The sequence below is a fragment of the Syntrophomonas zehnderi OL-4 genome (assembly GCF_000983115.1).
GTDB classification, from domain to species: domain Bacteria; phylum Bacillota; class Syntrophomonadia; order Syntrophomonadales; family Syntrophomonadaceae; genus Syntrophomonas_B; species Syntrophomonas_B zehnderi.
In genome coordinates this window covers 1-18,746 of sequence record NZ_CGIH01000047.1, presented here as the reverse complement: position 1 = coordinate 18,746, position 18,746 = coordinate 1, and the positions used below count along the sequence as shown (strand labels likewise).

The following is an 18,746-nucleotide window of genomic DNA, read 5'->3' as shown; positions in this document are numbered from 1 at the left end:
CAAAATACTATTGGTTTTCAAGCAAAAAACTCCTGTATTAGTACTAAGACTTAATTCTATTAGTATGACAGTATTTTTAGGGGAAAGAGATAATACCTCTTTCCCCTGCTGAAATTACTGTTAAAAATCCAAGACCGGTCTTACGCTTAAGCCAATATATATTCCCTGGCTTCACCAACAATAACAACTTCATTATTCTGGTTAACACAGGTAGTTTCAATCTGAACCATACGTTTGTCTTCCAATTTTTCTTTTATTACAGCGGTAGCGGTAATGGTATCGCCAATGTAAACCGGCTTAACAAATTTTAAATTCTGCATGGCATAAACATTACCAAAAGTAACCTTAGTTACAGCCGCCGAAATCAAGCCGGCCACACATAGACCGGGCACCACTACATCCTTAAAACGGGTATTTTCACTATAAACACGATCGATGTGAACCGGATTCATATCTCCGGTAATGCCTACCCAAAGCATAATATCCGATTCCGTCATGGTCTTGGTCATTGTTTCGGCATCACCCAGCTTTAGCATCTCCCAGGTTTTTATTTTGTCCTGATAATTCATAAATTGCGCCTCCTAGTATGATGGTTACCTAAAAAGTTAACGTAAAATACTGTTACTGATGACGACCCTCTGAATTTCGCTTGTTCCCTCATAAATCTCCGTTATCTTAGCATCCCTCATGATTCTCTCTACGGGGTACTCCCGTGTATATCCATAGCCTCCATGAATTTGTACTGCCTGATTAGCTACCTTATTAGCCGTTTCAGATGCTTTCAGCTTTGCCATGGCAGCGTCTATTCCAAAGTCCATATTTTGACTCTTTTTCCAGGCGGCATTATAGGTCAAAAGTCTTGAGGCTTTGATTTCTAATGCCATATCGGCTAATTTGAATTGAATAGCCTGCAAAGCAGAAATAGGTTTACCAAACTGCACTCTCTGTTTGGCATAGTCCCGGGCAAGTTCAAATGCACCCTGGGCGATACCTACCGATTGAGCAGCAATTCCTATTCTTCCTCCATCCAAAGTCTGCATGGAAATCTTAAAGCCTTCTCCTTCTTTCCCCAACAGGTTTTCTTTAGGTATGCGGCAATCTTCAAAAACCAAATCACAATTCTGAGTGCCCCTTAACCCCATTTTCTTTTCAAATTTTCCAAAAGAAAAGCCAGGGGTGCCTTTTTCCACGATAAATGCACTGAATGCTTTGCTCCTCAATTCTTTGGGGCCTGTGCGGGCAAATACTACATAGGTATCAGCTGCACCTGCATTAGTAATAAATATCTTCCTTCCGTTCAAGACATAGCTTTCTCCATCCAAATCCGCCTTACAGGTCATGGCAATAGCGTCCGAACCTGCTCCCGCTTCAGTGAGGCCAAAAGCACCTAATTTAGTTCCCTCTGCCAGGGGGATCAGGTATTTTGACTTTTGTTCTTCGGTGCCAAAGGCCAAGATAGGCCAAGCGCCCAGACTCACATGGGCGGAAAGGGTATCTGCGGCAGAGGGATCAACTCTCCCCAGTTCTTCTACTGCTATAGCATAGGCCAAGTAATCCATTCCCGCACCACCGTATTTTTCTTCAAAGGGAATGCCGGTCAGCCCTAATTCTCCCATTTTATCGAATACACTGCGGTCAAAGTATTCATTTTCATCCCGGTCAGCTACCCCAGGAGCCAATTCTCCTTCGGCAAAATCCCTGACTGACTGTCTTAACATTTCATGTTCTTCACCTAGTTTAAAATCCACTATTCTTCCTCCTTTGCCATGTTTCAACCAATACCTTGAATAGACTACCCTTAGCACCTATTCCCTTGTCTTGCTGATATAATGATGCAAGAAACTTGCCAACCCCAGTAATCAAACCCTCAAAGTCTTAGCAAATGCAACTAGCAAGTGCCCCCTCCCTGTCAAATCCTAAACCCGAACCAACCATAATTACTGCCCAGTCATTTCAAGATCGGTTCAGCATTAGCATAATGTTGCTATCTTCCCAACCAAACATCGTGATTCATTTTCGGCTCATGTGAACTATGCTCGGTTCACCTCTTCTTGTCCCCCCAGACTTATTCCATAGAGAGCAACTTTGCGCATGATAGTTGTTTGACTTACGCCCAGGGCTTTTGCCACTTTGCGACTGCTTTTATAAGTTTCAACATAATGCTTTATCAGGTCCCTTTCGTAAGCATTAACCTTTTCCCGCAAGTCAATTTCGGGCGAATCTTCCGTTCCCGTAACATATTCTTTTTCATCCAGGATAATATTGCCGTTTAATTTAATGGATTTTATCACTGTATCCGGACTAGTTACCACCGCCCGTTCAATAACGTTTCTTAATTCCCTAATATTACCTGGCCAATCATGTTCCATTAATCTGGCTATTAGTCTTTGATCGAGCTTCTTTTGCAAGTCATATTGCTCGTTAATAATCCGCAAGAAATGATACGCCAGCGCAGGTATTTCTTCTTTTCTATCCCGTAAGGGAGGTACGTGGATGGGAACTACATTCAAGCGGTAATAGAGATCTTGCCTGAATTGTCCTTTTTTAGCCATCTCCCATAAATTTCGGTTAGTGGCGGTAATTAAGCGTACATCAATCTTTATCGGTGTGGTTCCTCCAACTCGCAGGATCTCTTTTTCTTGAATCACCCGCAATAATTTAGATTGCAGGGTAATAGGCATTTCGCCAATTTCATCTAAAAAGAGGGTGCCCCCGTTGGCAATTTCGAATATCCCCATTTTACCGCCCTTTTTAGCCCCAGAAAAAGCACCGCTGTCATAACCAAATAGCTCGGACTCCAGAAGGCTCTCCGGAATGGCAGCACAATTTATGCTTATCAGGGGCCGGTCTTTTCTAAGGCTATTTTTATGCAGTTCCCGGGCAACCAATTCTTTGCCCACCCCTGATTCCCCGTAGATTAAAACACTTGAATCCACCTTGCCGAGCCGTACGGTCAGATCCATAATTTCTCGGGATTTATCAGAGTTAATTACCATTTCCCTGGAATTCATGGTGGCCTTTTTCAGTTCTTCTTCGAAATGCCTACTTAAACTTTGGGCCTGCTCAACCTCTTGCTTGAGTTGCATCAGTTCGGTAATATCACGGCCATTGGTCAGTACCCTGACAAACTCCCCTTTATCATTAAACACCGGGTTGCCTGTAACCAGGAGAGTCTTACCGGTCTTGATGTTTTGCGTAAAGGTAACCGACCGATGCGTTTCTATAACCTCTATCGTAGCCGAACGGTCATACAAACCCTCTTGCACCAGATCGTACATATTCTTACCCATAATATCTTCGGCTTTGATACCCGTAATTCTCGTATAAGCATCATTAATACTCAAAACATTTCCCTTAGCATCAGTTACAAAAATACTGTCAAACGAAGCTTCAATAATGGCGTCTACTTCTGCTTTAAGCTCTTTAGTATATTCCAATTCATGTGTTATACTCTCCAATTTTGATATGTCCTGCAAAACCGCAATGGCACCTATTACTTTATTTCCGATCACAATCGGGCAGTTTATTGACAAAAGGGTTTTATCCTCATAGCTTACCTTTTGGTTCAAGGCGCCTAGCCTGTTTTCCAGCACTTGAGGCAAGATTCCCTGGGGAAAAATCTCCAGGTAAGACCGGTTCAGGATTGATAATCTACTTATGCCTAGTAGCTCTTCAGCAGCTTTATTGAAAATGAGAATGTTTTGATTAACATCTATGCCAATAATAGCATCGTAAACGGCATCAAAGGCAGCTTCCATCTGCACTGAGTAATGACTGGAATTTAGGTTGCTAAAACTGGCAACCGTTTCCCGGGTGACCACACCCAATATTTTGCCATTCTGAATAACCGGCACCATACTATTACTTAAGGGGAGTATTTCCTCTAACGTGGTTTCCGGCGCCACCACCGACATGTTACTCACCATTAATTCATGCACCGGAGTATTAAAATCAATGCCTTTAGCAATGGCGCTATACATTTGCTTTTTACCAACCCATCCAACAAATTCCTCCAGGTTGTTAACAACTGGAAGTCCATCAGCATCGTGCAACAAAAACAAATTTGCCACTTCTTTTAAGGTTTGTTCATGCTTACATACCCAAGGTAAAGGTATCATGATATCCTGTACTTGCATTCATATCCCTCCTGAAATAAAACTTCAATAACAAGCACTTTCGAGGTTAGTTCCAGGTTGTTAAATCTTAACTTAATTTCATCTTATAATAATTAACCACGTTTCAGCAAACTTATTGTCGAATTATTTCGAACTATTCTGCAGGTTATGGAAATCATAAAAACGCTATCCCTTCAGGCAGTTATGCCCAAAGGGATAGGGAATTGCTACCATAAACATTACAAACCCAGATAAGCTTTCTTTATATGAGGATTGTTTAATAATTCCTCCGAGGAACCTTCCATGGAAAAATAGCCGTTTTCCAGAACATAACTTCGCTGGCTCAGGCGCATGGCTTTTTTAACATTCTGTTCCACCAGCAGTACGGTTATATTTTGTTCACCTATTTTAGAGATAACATCGAATACTGTATTTACTAATAATGGTGATAATCCCATTGAAGGTTCATCCAACATCAAAAGCCTGGGCATAGCCATTAAGGCTCTGCCAATTGCCAGCATTTGCTGTTCGCCTCCACTCATGGTGCGACCTACCTGATCCTTGCGCTCGGCTAAGCGTGGTAGTAAATCGAAGACATATTCCAGGTTTTCTTCGCGTTTACTTTTTGCCCGCGGCAAGGAAGAGCCTATTAATAGGTTTTCATATACAGTCATGAGTGGGAAAATCCTTCTCCCCTCAGGAACCTGAACAATTCCCAATTCGGTTATTTTATGTGCAGGAAGTTTGTCTATTCTCTGATTATCTAGCCAAATCTCTCCACTTTTTGGACGGATGATTCCGGAGATGGTATTTAGTAGCGTAGTTTTACCAGCACCATTGGCACCAACAATGCTTATTACTTCTCCTTCTTCTATACTTAAGGTAATATCCTTTAATACGGTTATGTCCCCATAACCTGAGTCTATTCCTTTAACTGTCAGCATTTTCATATTCATCACCTAAATATGCTTTAATTACTTCGCTGTTACTAGTTACCTCTTGTGGGCTTCCCTCAGCTATTTTTTTACCATAATCCAAGACTACAATGCGGCTGCATATGGCCATGGTTGCCTGTAATACATGTTCAATCATCAATATCGTGATTCCGTCACGATTTATGGTTTTAATTAGTTGAACCGCCTCCTCAATTTCCGTTTGATTCAATCCAGCCAATACCTCATCCAATAATAGCAGTTTGGGTTGAGTAGCTAGAGCCTTGGCCATCTCCAATCTTTTTCTTTCAGGGATGGTTAGATTTTGGGCCAAGTAGTCTCTTTTTCCTTGAAGGCTCATTTTTTCCATGATTTCTGTAGCTATCAGCCGAGCTTCACTTTTTTTGGATGTATTGACAAAGGCTCCCACCATAATATTTTGCAGTACAGTCATTTTACCGAAAGGTTTTACTACTTGGAAGGTACGACCGATACCCTTACGACATACCACATGGGGAGCTAAACCAGTAATATCCTCTTCGTCAAAGATTACCTTACCTACAGTTGGTTGATGAACACCGACAATAAGGTTAAAAGCGGTGGTTTTACCCGCTCCGTTGGGCCCAATCAATCCTACTGCTTCGCCAGCATTTATCTTCAAATTTAACCTGTTTACAGCTGTAAGGCCACCAAACTTAATGCTTAAATCACTAAGCTCCAGAAGGGTCTTCTGCACCGCTTCTCCCTCCTTCATCGTTATGTTTTCGTGAAAAGCGCCGACCGATTTTTTCAAAAAGTTCAATAATCCCTCGTGGTTGATAAATAATCATAAGAAGAACAATCATTCCATAAATGAATAAGTGTAATCCCATCAACTGACCGCCCAGATAGAAACGAATTATCTCACTAATTAAAGCTAGGAGTATTCCACCAATAACCGGGCCCAATACTGTACCAGATCCACCCACTATAGCCAGAAACACCATCTGGGTAGACATACTGGCACCAGCAATTGCATTTGGTTCCAGGTAACGTATCAACATAGCATAAAACACACCGCCTAAGGCAGTAAAAAATGCACTAATTGCTCCGGCAATAAGCTTGTTATGCCGTACATTAATTCCCATAGCCGCAGCTGCGTCCTCATCTTCCCGTAAAGCCACCAAATAATAGCCCAGTTTTGATTCTTTTATCCATTTTGCAATAAAAATGATTAAAAATAGCATGATCAAAACTATATAGTAATAAGGTATTTTGGAATTAAACTGGAACGCAGCTGCCGAACTACCAACCGATTTAACGATTAATCCTTCGGCTCCGCCCACGGTAAATCTTCCAATACTACCGGTATTATTTAGTAACACTACTATTCCCTCGGAAATAGCTACCGTAGCCAGAGCGTAATAAGCCCCACGTAAACCAAACGTTGGATAGCCAATCATCAGGCTAAGCAGTATTGCAGCCCCACCGCCGACAAATAGTCCCAACCAGGGCGAAAGACCAAAAGTGTTAAAAAGAATTACTGTTATATAGGCGCCTATTGCGGTATATATGCCATGACCTAATGAAAGCTGACCCGCAAAGCCACCAATTATATTCCAGCACGAAGCCAGGTAAGCCCATAGTAGGCATATAATAATAACGTGCAGATAATAAGGCTTGGTAACAACCATAGGCAGTAGTAATAAGAGTACTACCAAAACAGCTAATATTACGGAATTCTTATTAATATTAATACCTGTCACAAATCTCACCTACCATTCATAGGGCGAGCCAAATATACCCGATGGCTTGGTGAAAAGAACCAACAAGAATACTGCATAAACCAATATAACCGTCAAAGTAGCAGTCATATACTGCGCAGCTATTGATTCAATCAATCCGATTATTATGCCACCCAAAAGAGCACCGGGCACACTACCCAATCCACCCAAAACTACAACGATAAAAGCTTTGGTCATAAAGACCTGTCCCACTGATGGATGTATGTAATAAAAGGGTATTAGAGCTACCGCTGCTACAGATAGCAAGGCGGTTCCTATCCCAAAGGCGATGGCATAAGTTCTAGTAATATCTATGCCCATCAATGATGCTGCATTACGATCCTGACCAGTAGCCCTAAGATTGCGTCCGGTTTGGGAATACATAAGAAATAGGTAGAAAAGCCCCGCAACCACTAGAGCAATAATTAGTCCGTAAAAACGGGCAGCGCTAACCGTAACTGGTCCGAAAGCTAGCGTAACATCTGAAAAACTAGTTTTGGCCATTACATAATCGGCACCAAAAACCATCAAGGCCAAATTTTCCAGGACTATTGCCAGGGCGGCTGTAAGCAAAAGTACACTTACCGGTTCACGTACATCTTTTTGTGCATCCAGCACTGGTTTTATCAAAACCCGTTCACATAAATAACCAACCACAAACATTATTGGGGCAACTATAATGATTAAAACGTACGGACTAAGGCCAGTGGCTGCCCACAGCCAATAAGATATCATCATTGATAACATAAGCAGTGCACCCTGTGCAAAGTTAATTATCTTCATTATGCCAAATATTAGAGTTAAACCCAGAGCTATCAGACCATAGATAGCCCCCATACTAAGACCATTAGCAACTACTGATAAGAAGCCCACTTAAAATAACACCCCTTTCAATTGGGAGGAGAGATTGACCAGATACTCTGGTCAACCTCTTACACTCTTTTCCGGGTGATTTATTTTGCTACACCTGGATACGGCCAAATTATTTCAGAACCAACCCGAGCTTCATTTTCCGGCCATACCGTTACACGTTCCATTTTGCCATTTACTTTCTGATACTGGCAGATTACTAGAGGCGCATTAATCATCTGTCCAGTTTTGTCAAATTTTGTCTGGGATGCATACATTTGAGTCGGACCTTCATTGATATTGGTCGCTGCAAAAGCTTCCCGAATCTTTTCAGGTTCAGTTGAGCCAGCTCTTTCGAGTGCATCAGCAATAACATACATACCCGCATAGGCTTTAACCGCCTCGGCGTTCATGCCGTAACCATATTTGGCCTTGAAACGCTCATTTACTTCTTTAGATGATGGCCGATTCACATCGGGTTCCCAGGTGAAAATATCAAAGTAATATTCAGAGGCATCTCCAGCCAGATTATAATAAGTGGGATCAGCAAAGCCTCCACTGGTACCAATAAAAGCCAGGGGTTTAACCTGATGTTCGGCAAATGTTTTGGTCAAAAGGGCAGCATCAGATACATAGGATACCATCATGATAATATCCGGATTAAGTTGCTTGGCTTTTAACACAACTGGGGTAAGGTCTGAAGAATTGGTGGGATAGGGTTCTTTCATTATGATTTGTAAACCTGCTTCCGGCAAATATTTTTCCCAAGCTCGTACGGCACCTTGACCCCAGGCGGTATTTTCATATATAAGACCTACGGTTTTGACGGGGGTATTATATTTCTTGGACATTTCAGTTACAAATTCAGTCTGAGCTAGATTTCGCCAGCTAGTTTTTTCCGCCAAACGGAAGATATACTTATAACCACGTTCTGTAATCTGATCTTCTGAAGGAACATCTACAAAGTACGGAATCTGATAACGTTCTGCTACTTCAGTGGAAGGCATTGCTACTCCGCTCTGATAGCAACCAGTAATCAAGCATACTTCTTCCTGGGTTATTAAACGTTCTGCTTCAGATACACCAACAGCAGGGTCACCTTTACTATCCGCATAGACCATTTTTATTTTGGCACCGCCCAAAGACTTAATGCCTCCTGCCTCGTTTATCTCTTCTATAGCCATGTCGCGGGCTTGCTGACCTATCTTACCAAGGGGAGCAGCTGAACCGGAAAGAGGAAGTATAGTTCCCATTTTAACCTCTTTAGTAGCGGTTCCGCTATTTTGTCCTCCACATCCTACAACTAGAGTAAAAGACATAGCAACTGTTAATAATAAGCCTAAAAACCTTTTACATTTGTTATTCATCCTATACACCTCCATTACAAAAATACATCATTCCTTCCTAATGGGCCAGTAACTATACAGATTAAATCAATTATCACCCGCCTTCTATATTGCACTTCATCTCTTCAGTACTACAAACGCAAATGGTCGCAAACCGATCCTTATAACTTAAAATAAGTACTATATGCGTCTTTTCTTATCTCTGCTCTAAAATCAGGGTGAGCAATGCTGATAAGAGCTTCAATTCGCTCTTTTACCGTTTTAGCTTTTAAATAAGCAATACCATACTCGGTTACGACATATTCCACGTCGTGCCGGGAAGTAGTTACCGCTGCTCCTTTGCTTAACACCGACACTATTCTGCTCGCTTTGCCTTTCATAGCCGTGGCTGGAAAAGCTATTATAGCCTTGCCACCCGGTGAACGAGCCGCACCCCGGATGAAGTCTACCTGCCCCCCTACTCCGCTAAACTGTCTTGGCCCCAGCATATCTGCCGCGACCTGTCCCAAAACATCAACTTCCAAAGCCGAATTGATAGCTACCATGCGATAATTCTGAGCAACTACGAAGGGATCATTTACATAGTCTTCCGGATACAGACATATGGCGGGATTATCATGTACCCAGTTATACAGTTCGGGAGTGCCCATCACAAAGTTTGCCACCACTTTGCCCTGATGCAGTGTCTTTTTCTTACCGTTTATAACTCCTGCTTCCACCAAGCCTCTGACTCCATCGGAAAATAACTCTGTATGCACTCCCAGATCATGTTTTTCGTGCAAAAAATTTAGTATTGCATCCGGTATGGATCCTATACCTAGCTGTAAAGTAGATCCGTCATCGATAAGTGAAGCTACATTCATTCCAATCTGTTTTTCTACCGGCCCAATAACCGGAGGTTCCAGTACAATAAGAGGTTCTTCCGCAGGTACAAAGTAATCTATTTCACTTACATGCAGGAGAGTATCTCCATAAGTACGAGGCATCTCCGGATTTACCTGGGCAATGACCATTTTTGCCGCCCGAGCGGCCTGAATAGTGTAATCGATGGATATGCCTAGAGAGCAATACCCATGGCTATCGGGTGGAGTTACCGTTATCATGGCTACATCAAGCGGAATTTTCCCCGTTAAAAACAAATCTGGAATCTCACTTATAAAACAAGGGGTAAAATCCGCTCGCCCATCAGCTATGGCTTTTCTAGTGGGGGCACTGCCAAACAACGAATTTAGTTTAAAATGGCCCTGCATTTCTGGGTCAACATAAGATGATTCTCCCATAGCCACTCTCTGAACTATTTCGACATCCTCCAGTTCATCAGCTCTCGCTACCAGAGCCCGGGTCAATACCTGAGGTTCTCCACAAGCATGTCCAAGTATTACCCGTTGGCCAGAATTGATATATTTTACAGCTTCAGAAGGTGTCCTTATACGATCGCGATAATAATTTTGCCAGTCCAACACCTTTGTCTACTCCTTTCTGTAGCTTGATAATATTTATATACGCAATTTGCATACCAACCCAATAGAACAAGACCTGCTGTTCCAGTAAAATACGCTTTTAATCACCATAATTTATTGTTTAGATTAAATTTAACTAGAATAATGCTGTTTTTATTTTTTAAAAAAACTGCATCGGCAACCAAAGTGAATCGTATTCGTTTCATCAAAATTTAACAACAACTGTCGGAACCTACGTTTTTAGCTACAAACAGCCTGTGATTCGTTTTCGGTTCAATTGAAAACAGGGTGATTTATAAATGGTTCAGGTTAGATCTTGCTATAAACGTTTTAAACTTCGCCGCAGATCCCCTCAAACCCGGCCTTAAAGCTGCTTGATTCAGCACTCATTTATATTAGGCCTGCTCCTTAACTTAAGTGCGAGTAGATCTATGCTTTGGTTAGATCGCTTATTTAATAATTAATCGGTAGCAAGTTGTTTTAGTGTTGATATTCCCAACAGCAGGCAGCCTCCTATCCAGGTTGGTTCCTGCCCATGGCATAGAAATTGCATCACATTAGTATTGGTAGTACAGCATACGCAAAGATAGTATGTATTGCAGTGCACTAACCAAGTTGTAGAAGTATTAGAGAAAGGTGGGACAACTATGTCTTTAAAGACAGCCCAAGAGTATATTGATAGCTTGCGCACCAGAAAGCTAAATCTATATATGTTTGGGGAAAAAGTTGACAATTATGTAGACAATCCAATTATTAGACCATCAATTAATGCTATGGCCATGACCTATAAACTGGCCGAGGAGCCTGAATATGAAGACTTAATGACGGTTACCTCCAGTCTTACCGGGGAAAAGATTAATCGTTTTACCCACTTGCATCAGAGTACAACCGATTTGATGAATAAGGTTAAGATGCAGCGCCTGCTGGGGCAGAAAACCGGTTGCTGTTTTCAACGTTGTGTAGGTATGGACGCCTTCAATGCAGTTTTCAGTACCACCTTCGAGATAGACGCTAAATATGGTACCAATTATCATGAACGCTTCACAAAATACCTAATATATGTACAGCAAAATGATCTGGTTGTAGATGGATGTATGACTGATGCACGTGGTGATAGATCTAAATCACCGGGACAACAACCCGATCCCGATGCTTACTTGCGTGTTGTAGAGAGGCGGGAGGATGGGATAGTAGTAAGGGGCTGTAAATTGCACCAAACCGGTATGGTTAACTCCCATGAAATACTGGTTATGCCTAACAACTCAATGAAAAATGATGAAAAAGACTGGGCGGTTTGCTTTGCCGTTCCTACTGAGACCCCAGGTATTATCTATGTATATGGTCGGCAGTCCTCCGACACCCGTAAATTGGAAGCAAACAAAATCGATACCGGCAACATCAATTTTGGCGGTCAGGAAATAATGACTATATTTGATGACGTGTTTGTACCCTGGGAGCGGGTTTTTATGAATGGCGAAACTGATTTTTCCACTATGTTGGTAGAACGCTTTGCAGGATATCATCGCCAGAGTTATGGGGGCTGTAAAGTTGGAACAGGTGATACGCTGATTGGCGCTGCCAAAGCCATTACTGATTATAATGGTGTCTATAAGGCTTCCCACGTAAAAGACAAAATAGTGGAGATGTGCCATCTTAACGAGACCCTATATGCCTGTGGAATAGCCTGCTCAGCTGAGGGGCGCAAAACACAGTCCGGCAACTATATGATAGATCTGTTGCTGGCAAACATTTGTAAGCAAAATGTAACTCGTTTTCCATATGAAATAGCCCGCATTGCTCAAGATCTAGCCGGAGGTCTACTGGTTACCTTACCCTCGGCAGAAGATTTTGATCATCCAGAAATTGGGCCGCTAGTAAAAAAATATACTCAAGCAGCCGGCGATAACACCAGCGAGAAAAGGCAACGGTTATTAAGACTAATTGAAAACATTACGATGGGATGCGGTGCAGTTGCTTACCTGACTGAATCCATGCATGGAGCAGGTTCACCCCAGGCTCAAAGAATAATGATTTCCCGCCTGGTTGATCTGGAACATAAAAAGGAACTGGCTGAAAAAATCTGCGGAATACAAGAAAACAGCGATATTAATTGGAAATAGGGCATTTTCTCTAACGTGGATTACCCCCTTGTTGATGCAAAACAATATAACCCGACAACTTGAATAGCTTACCCATAAAACAAGCGGGGTTTAAAAAGCCCCGCTATTACAAAACTCTACAATCAAGGTCTCCATCAGTAGCTGGGGGTTTTTGCTCTCTCCTTTAAGACTGATATCAACCTCCAACAATCTTTTAAAAAGGACACGAATATCACTGTCTGAAAAACGTCTGCCTTTTTCCATCATCTTACGGATAACAAAATCCTTCTGCTTGCTTAAACCGGCAATCTGCTCCGGTGAGTAACCCGCCTCCTGATAAAACTTTATTTTGCTCATGACAACCAGCTGGTTGCTAATCATATGCAACATAAGCAAATAATGCATGCCCTGTTCCTGCAGTTGATAAAAAGCTTCCAGTGATGCGGCCAGATTACGGCTAAGCAGTGCATCCGTTAATTTAAATACCTTTATTTCCTGTTTGCGATCCAACTCCGCCTCTATTTCAGCTGGATCAATCCGCCCTGTTTTCATCAGAGATAGCTTCTCCAAAAGGTTTATAAGGTAATACATATCCTGACCGCTGTTTACCAGGAGATTTTGGGTGGCCGAATCCAGCTTCAGATCCCTGCGCTCAGACTCCTTTTTAAGCCACTCCCCTAATGCCTTGGGGGTCAGGGGTTTAATATTCTTTGTTTGGGCTTCCTTGTCCAGCATTTTAACCAGCGGGTTTGTACTATGATGCTCCGGGCTGCAAATTACGAGCAGTTGTCCAGCTTGATTTCGGGATAAATAATCTTTGAATACCCGGGCAATTTCCTCTGCCTTTTTAACCTGGCGAGCGTTTTTGCCTAGCCAGGCAGGGTTTTTAATAACAACGATCCGGCTTAAGGCAAATAAAGCGCTGTGCTGCAGGGTTTCACCCAATTCCAAAGGGCTTAACTCATCTGCATCCACTAAAACCAGCTCAGGTTCTTCGCCGGTGTCCTCATGCATCCGGGCTGCCAGACCTTTTATTTCCTGGTCAATCAAATATGATTCTGCACCCCAGAGGTAATATACGCGTTTTGCTTCCATAATGTATACCCCTTGTATTTACCCCCCCACCAAACATCTGGGTGGGGGGCAAGCGATTCTAATTCTATACTATGATATAATCAAACCGTACTCAAGTATATCATCATTCCACCGCTTAATCAGACATCGGTGCAACACTGTTTCAAAAAGGGGGAAGCTTTTTGTCAAATAATTATGACGTAATAATTATCGGAGCAGGCCCAGCCGGTATTTTTGCCGCCCGTGAACTCAGCCTGCATAGCTCTTTAAAGGTTGTGCTGCTTGAAAAAGGCAAAACCGTTGATAAACGCAGTTGCCCGGTAAATGACGGAGCCAGCACCTGCTTAAATTGCCAACCTTGTTCCATTATGAGCGGCTGGGGCGGCGCGGGAGCGTTTTCAGACGGCAAGCTTACCTTGACCACAGAATTCGGAGGCTGGTTAAATGATTATATCGGCAAAGAAAAACTGTCCGAATTAATCGATTATGTAGACCAGATATATCTTGCCAACGGAGCCCCGGAGAAGTTATACGGCAATAATGACGAGGAATTTGAGCGGCTGCGCCAGCACATGGCTCATGTCGGCCTCAAACTGCTGCCGGCCCATATCAGGCATATGGGAACGGACAATACCCTTAAGGTTCTCCAAAACCTGAAAAATAACCTGGATAAAAGCATAGAAATAAAAACCAGCGAAATCGTGGAGGATATCCTAATTGACGGTGCGAGGGTGCAAGGGGTCAAAACCAATAAAGCCACTTATTATGCTCCCCGGGTGATCTGCGCTCCGGGACGGGAAGGTGCCCACTGGTTTTCAGAGCAAGCCCGTAAACTAAATATCCCCTTAAGTAATAACCAGGTGGATATCGGGGTGCGGGTTGAGCTGCCGGCGGTAACCTTACAGAACTTTACCGATAAGATCTATGAACCTAAAATCGTTTATAACACCAGAGAGTTCGATGATCTGGTACGCACCTTCTGTGTTAACCCTAACGGCCATGTGGTAATGGAAAACACTAATGGAATTATTACCGTAAATGGGCATTCTTTCGCGGAAAGTAAGAGCAATAACAGCAACTTCGCCCTGCTTTTAAGCCAGGAATTTACGGAACCTTTTAACCAGCCAATTGTATATGGACGTTGTATTGCCAGCCTGGCCAATATGCTAAGCGGAGGCATTATTGTGCAACGTTATGGAGATTTGAAACGGGGCCGACGCTCCACCGCAAGAAGAATCTCCAAAGGTCTGGTAGAACCTACCCTAAAAGCAGCGGTTCCCGGTGATTTATCTCTGGTACTTCCCCACCGTTACATGGTGGGAATCAAAGAATGTCTGGAAGCTTTGGATCAGGTCATTCCGGGGATGGCTTCAGATCATACCCTTCTTTACGGGATTGAAGCCAAATTTTATTCAGCCCGGCCACAATTAAGCAATCACCTTAAAACCTGTATTGACGGCTTGTGGGCCAGCGGTGACGGAGCTGGCATAACCCGCGGCTTGATCCAGGCCAGCGTTTCCGGGGTGATAGCCGCCCGGGATATTCTAAACGATGTCGGTTAAAAAGAGCGAAACGTTCTATTGGGCGGAACTTCTCTCTTGCTTCATGACCAGCAGTTCCTGGACATTCTTTAAAATAGCTTCGCTTTTCACCGGGATTGATAGCCATTTGGTGCCATTAAAAGGACGAGCGGATGCAACGATGTCTAAAACCACAGGCTCAAATACTTCAGTCATGGCGCTTATAATGTGAGCTAATTCCAACTTAACCACAATCAGAATAGTAAAGAAATGTTGTTCAGGATAAAGTGTGCACAGCGATTTGCCGGACTTTTGATATTTCACGTTCCAGCCCTTTTGCATCGAGCAATTACTGTAAGTGGTTTTTGGCTTTATATGGTACTTTTCCTGAATAAAAGTATTAAGCGTCTTCCACCAGGTTAAAGCCGGTTCTGCCATATAGGTTAGTATTTCCTCGTAGGACGGTTTATGATCGGCATCTAAAATTAAATCATTATGCACCATTGTACAAAGCTCCTTTTCTTCCTTACTTGAGAAGAAATACTATTTGGGTTAACAGTTCACTTTCCGGCGTTTGGGCGGGATCATTAAGATAAAACTCATAACAGACACCGGTTGCTTCGTACCCATTGGCAGGTATCCACTCCATAAGGGCATTATAAGCAGAATCGATTTTATTATAGGGACCGGTATATAGGCAGGATGCCTGCTTGCCTGCTGGAATCTCGCTGGCTTGAAGATCATCCCTGCCCAATATAGCCTGCCCCACGGGGAATCCTATCTCTATATCCATATCCTGCATATCCATGTTAAAGTAGCCCACATAAGATGCCCCGGCAGGCTGTACACCTATTTCAAAAAGAAAGTTCATAATGGTTCCATAGGCTTTCCCCAAAACCTGGGGCAGATTTTCCACCGCTGTCCGGGTACGTATGGATATAGTAGGCTGAGCCGCCTTTTCTTCCACAGTAATTTGGTCTTGCATTTCATACCTCCTGAAATTTTTTTACTTATTATAAGGCAACTATGTTACAGGTTTAAAGTAAATTTTTTTAAATTTTTTCGGCAATAGTTTACCGAAATACAATCTCATTAGGAGGGATATCCAAGTAAAGCAAATATCAAAGAGATTGCTACCAGCATAAATGCCAAAAGCAATCTCTTTTTTAAAAAATATTAATTTACTCGAATTTATTATGCGGAAAATGGATTAGCAATTATTGGGTGCGACTGACTGTTTTTCTTTCCCAGTCTGCTATCCCCTGGACTGTCCTTTTGTCTGCCTGATTTATCTTAACTCGGTGGGTATAAATGCATCCACCAGACCGATTACCAGGGCTGCCAGCAAGCTTCCCAGCAGAGTTACGCTTAGATAATTGGGAATGATGAACTGGGCCAGGTATATTACTATAGCTGCCACCACAAAACCAACAATTCCTCTGCTGCGCGGCGATACTCTCTCTCCTAACACCAGCTCGACCAGATATCCTAAAATAGCTATAACCGCTGCTGCCAGCAATGCACCCCAAAAGCCTGATACCTTGATTCCGGGCAAGAGATAACTAATCAGTAATAAGACAATGGCTGATACAACAAATCTTACGATAGTTTGAACCATTGGATTACCTCCTTCAAAAAATTATATGTTTTGATATAAAGTAGTTTTACCCGGATAGTTTGATAAAATACATGCATATTTTAATGCGCAGCACCCGTAGCAAAAAAATTAATGATATCTTTAACCTGATAAACACTTCCATTTTTAAAAATAGAGGATTACCACTTTAACCAAGCAAAAAAACGATTTAATATATATCCCTTTTTAAAAAGGAACATAATGGTATAATGCTTGTATTCCTGTAGTTGTATCCAAAGCCTTATGAAAAAAAAGACGGCTAAAAATCCCGACAACAATTCGCTAATCGAAAAAGCCAGCCATACCCCGTTCAGACCGAAAAAACGCGGCAGTAACACCAAGGCCGGCCAGAAGAATCCAATTTGCCGGATAAGTGAAAGCCACATGGCTGATGTACCCTTGCCGATTCCCTGCAACACAGTGTTTAGGATGATGATGGGCCCCATAATTGGCAGAAAAAATGTCGCTAGTTTCAGGCAGTTTACTCCTAATACAGTCATTTTAGGATCTTGGGAAAACAGCTGTATTATTTCCAGTGCATAATTATGCATTACCAACCAGGCGACCAGCAGAATCCCGGCAGCGATCATCGATGCTTTAATTATGGTCTCCTTAACCCGGTCATTTTGCCGGGCACCATAGGCAAATCCGGCGATTGGCATGGCTCCTTGGGCCAAGCCATAAATAGGCATAAAAAACAAGGATCTTATTCTGAAAAAGACCCCCAAAGCTGCCACCGCCGTATATCCGAATCCGGCCAAAATCTTATTAAGGCTGGTCATAATGATAACTGTCAAGAGTTCCATTACCAAGGTGGGCAGTCCTACCTGATAAATCTTGGCTATTACAGTCGGGCTGGGATGAAAATGGCGAATCGACCAGGTGAGCATAACCCGGCTGTGATACATTTTAAACAGAATAAATAAGGTAGTGATTATTTGGGCTAGTACCATGGCAACGGCCGCACCTGTCAGATTCATAGCCGGCAGCGGCCCTAGACCGAATATGAAAAGCGGATCTAGCATCACATTTAACGATATGGCTATAATGGAGGTGAGCATTGGTAAGTAGGTATTTCCCTCGCCTTGAAGAATATGGCCGGCGATCAAGGGGATAAAGGTAAATACGCTGCCCATCAATACAATGTATAGGTAGTCCCGGCACAGAGAAAAAATCTCCGGGGTGCAGCCAAAAAGGATTAAGAGCATATCCAGATTAGTTACTCCCAGCCAGGAAAAAAATATTCCATAAAATACTCCGATGGCTATTCCGTGCCAGGCAATATTATCGGCCATTGCCAGTTCGTTTTTCCCCAGGGTACGGGATAGCAGCGAAGTTATTCCCACTCCTGTAGCCGATCCCATTGATACCAGAAGTATTTCAATAGGGATACAGATGGTCAAGGCGGCCAGGGCAGCCGAACCCAGGCGAGAAACGAAGAAGGTGTCTATCAATCCTAACAAAGCTGATAACAACATGCCGGCCATCGCAGGGAATGATAATCTTACGATCAGCCTGCCCACCCGCTCCTCGCCCAAAGCATATTTTTTAATAACCATCTCCCCTTCCTTCCTATACCTATGTACAGGCAAAGGGAAATAGTAGTGGAATAAACGGATCGGGGAGATTGTCAAGGGGTGTCAAGGGGACGGTTCGAGATCACTGAAAAAGCAACCCTTTTAAGCCGCCCTGGCGGCTACCCACAGCCCATCAGGTAGGTTAATCTGTACCCGACAGAATAAAAACCTCAAAATAAACGAAGATAACCCTTTTGAAGCGGATATCAGTTTGGCTATCCGCTTTAAGTTTACCGCCAGGGCTGTTAGTTTGGCCTGAATGCGGATGCTTCGTAGACCATAGCCTTTGGCTCGGTCTAGTCCGTGGAATCGTTTTAGTTCTGCATTCTTGGGTTCGATTTTAGCTCGCTTGCGGAATTCTTGAATGAATTCCGG

Annotated in this window: 17 protein-coding genes; 2 read left to right on the top strand and 15 right to left on the bottom strand. The window is 42.8% G+C overall.

Annotated elements, in window-relative coordinates; genetic code table 11:
* Positions 1 to 146: 146 nt before the first annotated feature.
* From AAV90_RS12420 to AAV90_RS12380, 9 genes are all read right to left on the bottom strand, one after another.
* Positions 147 to 569 (bottom strand): MaoC family dehydratase, encoded by a 423-nt coding sequence (locus tag AAV90_RS12420; protein WP_046499684.1) that lies wholly within the window; start codon positions 567 to 569, stop codon positions 147 to 149.
* A gap of 36 nt (positions 570 to 605) precedes the next feature.
* Positions 606 to 1,748 carry an acyl-CoA dehydrogenase gene (locus AAV90_RS12415; protein WP_046499682.1) on the bottom strand — a complete coding sequence of 381 codons (1,143 nt, stop codon included), beginning with the start codon at positions 1,746 to 1,748 and terminating at the stop codon, positions 606 to 608.
* A 282-nt stretch (positions 1,749 to 2,030) separates the two neighbouring features.
* The gene (locus AAV90_RS12410) at positions 2,031 to 4,136 is read right to left on the bottom strand and encodes a sigma-54-dependent Fis family transcriptional regulator (RefSeq protein ID WP_046499679.1); all 2,106 of its coding nucleotides are present in this window, start codon (positions 4,134 to 4,136) and stop codon (positions 2,031 to 2,033) included.
* A gap of 218 nt (positions 4,137 to 4,354) precedes the next feature.
* Positions 4,355 to 5,059 (bottom strand): ABC transporter ATP-binding protein, encoded by a 705-nt coding sequence (locus AAV90_RS12405; protein ID WP_341363022.1) that lies wholly within the window; start codon positions 5,057 to 5,059, stop codon positions 4,355 to 4,357.
* Positions 5,046 to 5,783: an ABC transporter ATP-binding protein gene (locus AAV90_RS12400; RefSeq protein WP_242847564.1), complete on the bottom strand. Its 738-nt coding sequence runs from the start codon at positions 5,781 to 5,783 to the stop codon at positions 5,046 to 5,048. Before AAV90_RS12400 ends, AAV90_RS12405 begins: the two co-directional genes overlap by 14 nt.
* The gene (locus AAV90_RS12395; RefSeq protein ID WP_052729780.1) at positions 5,758 to 6,792 is read right to left on the bottom strand and encodes a branched-chain amino acid ABC transporter permease; all 1,035 of its coding nucleotides are present in this window, start codon (positions 6,790 to 6,792) and stop codon (positions 5,758 to 5,760) included. Before AAV90_RS12395 ends, AAV90_RS12400 begins: the two co-directional genes overlap by 26 nt.
* 9 nt (positions 6,793 to 6,801) lie before the next feature.
* Positions 6,802 to 7,683 carry a branched-chain amino acid ABC transporter permease gene (locus tag AAV90_RS12390; protein ID WP_198142858.1) on the bottom strand — a complete coding sequence of 294 codons (882 nt, stop codon included), beginning with the start codon at positions 7,681 to 7,683 and terminating at the stop codon, positions 6,802 to 6,804.
* 80 nt (positions 7,684 to 7,763) lie between these two features.
* Positions 7,764 to 9,026 (bottom strand): ABC transporter substrate-binding protein, encoded by a 1,263-nt coding sequence (locus AAV90_RS12385; RefSeq protein WP_052729779.1) that lies wholly within the window; start codon positions 9,024 to 9,026, stop codon positions 7,764 to 7,766.
* Positions 9,027 to 9,166: 140 nt separating this feature from the next.
* Positions 9,167 to 10,465 (bottom strand): acetyl-CoA hydrolase/transferase family protein, encoded by a 1,299-nt coding sequence (locus tag AAV90_RS12380; RefSeq protein WP_198142859.1) that lies wholly within the window; start codon positions 10,463 to 10,465, stop codon positions 9,167 to 9,169.
* Between the two features lie 647 nt (positions 10,466 to 11,112).
* On the opposite strand from AAV90_RS12380, the gene AAV90_RS12375 reads away from it, so the two are divergent.
* Positions 11,113 to 12,585 (top strand): 4-hydroxyphenylacetate 3-hydroxylase family protein, encoded by a 1,473-nt coding sequence (locus AAV90_RS12375; protein ID WP_046499671.1) that lies wholly within the window; start codon positions 11,113 to 11,115, stop codon positions 12,583 to 12,585.
* 90 nt (positions 12,586 to 12,675) lie between these two features.
* Here the strand turns inward: AAV90_RS12375 and holA are convergent, their stop codons facing one another.
* Positions 12,676 to 13,659, bottom strand: coding sequence for a DNA polymerase III subunit delta (gene holA, locus AAV90_RS12370; protein ID WP_046499669.1), 984 nt, complete (start codon positions 13,657 to 13,659; stop codon positions 12,676 to 12,678).
* A 161-nt stretch (positions 13,660 to 13,820) separates the two neighbouring features.
* Between holA and AAV90_RS12365 the strand changes: the two genes are divergently transcribed.
* Positions 13,821 to 15,200: an NAD(P)/FAD-dependent oxidoreductase gene (locus AAV90_RS12365; RefSeq protein WP_046499665.1), complete on the top strand. Its 1,380-nt coding sequence runs from the start codon at positions 13,821 to 13,823 to the stop codon at positions 15,198 to 15,200.
* Positions 15,201 to 15,215: 15 nt separating this feature from the next.
* Here AAV90_RS12365 and AAV90_RS14220 read toward each other — a convergent pair whose 3' ends face one another.
* From AAV90_RS14220 to AAV90_RS12340, 5 genes are all read right to left on the bottom strand, one after another.
* On the bottom strand, positions 15,216 to 15,662 hold the full coding sequence (locus AAV90_RS14220; protein ID WP_052729778.1) for a DUF3788 domain-containing protein: 447 nt from the start codon (positions 15,660 to 15,662) through the stop codon (positions 15,216 to 15,218).
* Between the two features lie 22 nt (positions 15,663 to 15,684).
* Complete coding sequence (locus tag AAV90_RS12355; protein WP_046499663.1) at positions 15,685 to 16,143, bottom strand: GyrI-like domain-containing protein; 459 nt, start codon at positions 16,141 to 16,143, stop codon at positions 15,685 to 15,687.
* A 303-nt stretch (positions 16,144 to 16,446) separates the two neighbouring features.
* On the bottom strand, positions 16,447 to 16,776 hold the full coding sequence (locus tag AAV90_RS12350; RefSeq protein ID WP_046499661.1) for a phage holin family protein: 330 nt from the start codon (positions 16,774 to 16,776) through the stop codon (positions 16,447 to 16,449).
* 158 nt (positions 16,777 to 16,934) lie between these two features.
* Complete coding sequence (locus AAV90_RS12345; RefSeq protein WP_046499659.1) at positions 16,935 to 18,353, bottom strand: MATE family efflux transporter; 1,419 nt, start codon at positions 18,351 to 18,353, stop codon at positions 16,935 to 16,937.
* Between the two features lie 120 nt (positions 18,354 to 18,473).
* A partial coding sequence (locus tag AAV90_RS12340; protein WP_046499317.1) for a transposase occupies positions 18,474 to 18,746 on the bottom strand: 273 nt, incomplete at its 5' end.

Bases quoted from the DNA above. Each gene is read 5' to 3' on its own strand.
- AAV90_RS12410 (WP_046499679.1), bottom strand. From the start codon at position 4,136: ATGCAAGTACAGGATATCATGATACCTTTACCTTGGGTATGTAAGCAT.
- AAV90_RS14220 (WP_052729778.1), bottom strand. From the start codon at position 15,662: ATGGTGCATAATGATTTAATTTTAGATGCCGATCATAAACCGTCCTAC.
- AAV90_RS12385 (WP_052729779.1), bottom strand. From the start codon at position 9,026: ATGAATAACAAATGTAAAAGGTTTTTAGGCTTATTATTAACAGTTGCT.
- AAV90_RS12350 (WP_046499661.1), bottom strand. From the start codon at position 16,776: ATGGTTCAAACTATCGTAAGATTTGTTGTATCAGCCATTGTCTTATTA.
- AAV90_RS12375 (WP_046499671.1), top strand. From the start codon at position 11,113: ATGTCTTTAAAGACAGCCCAAGAGTATATTGATAGCTTGCGCACCAGA.
- holA (WP_046499669.1), bottom strand. From the start codon at position 13,659: ATGGAAGCAAAACGCGTATATTACCTCTGGGGTGCAGAATCATATTTG.
- AAV90_RS12345 (WP_046499659.1), bottom strand. From the start codon at position 18,353: ATGGTTATTAAAAAATATGCTTTGGGCGAGGAGCGGGTGGGCAGGCTG.
- AAV90_RS12405 (WP_341363022.1), bottom strand. From the start codon at position 5,059: ATGCTGACAGTTAAAGGAATAGACTCAGGTTATGGGGACATAACCGTA.
- AAV90_RS12420 (WP_046499684.1), bottom strand. From the start codon at position 569: ATGAATTATCAGGACAAAATAAAAACCTGGGAGATGCTAAAGCTGGGT.
- AAV90_RS12355 (WP_046499663.1), bottom strand. From the start codon at position 16,143: ATGCAAGACCAAATTACTGTGGAAGAAAAGGCGGCTCAGCCTACTATA.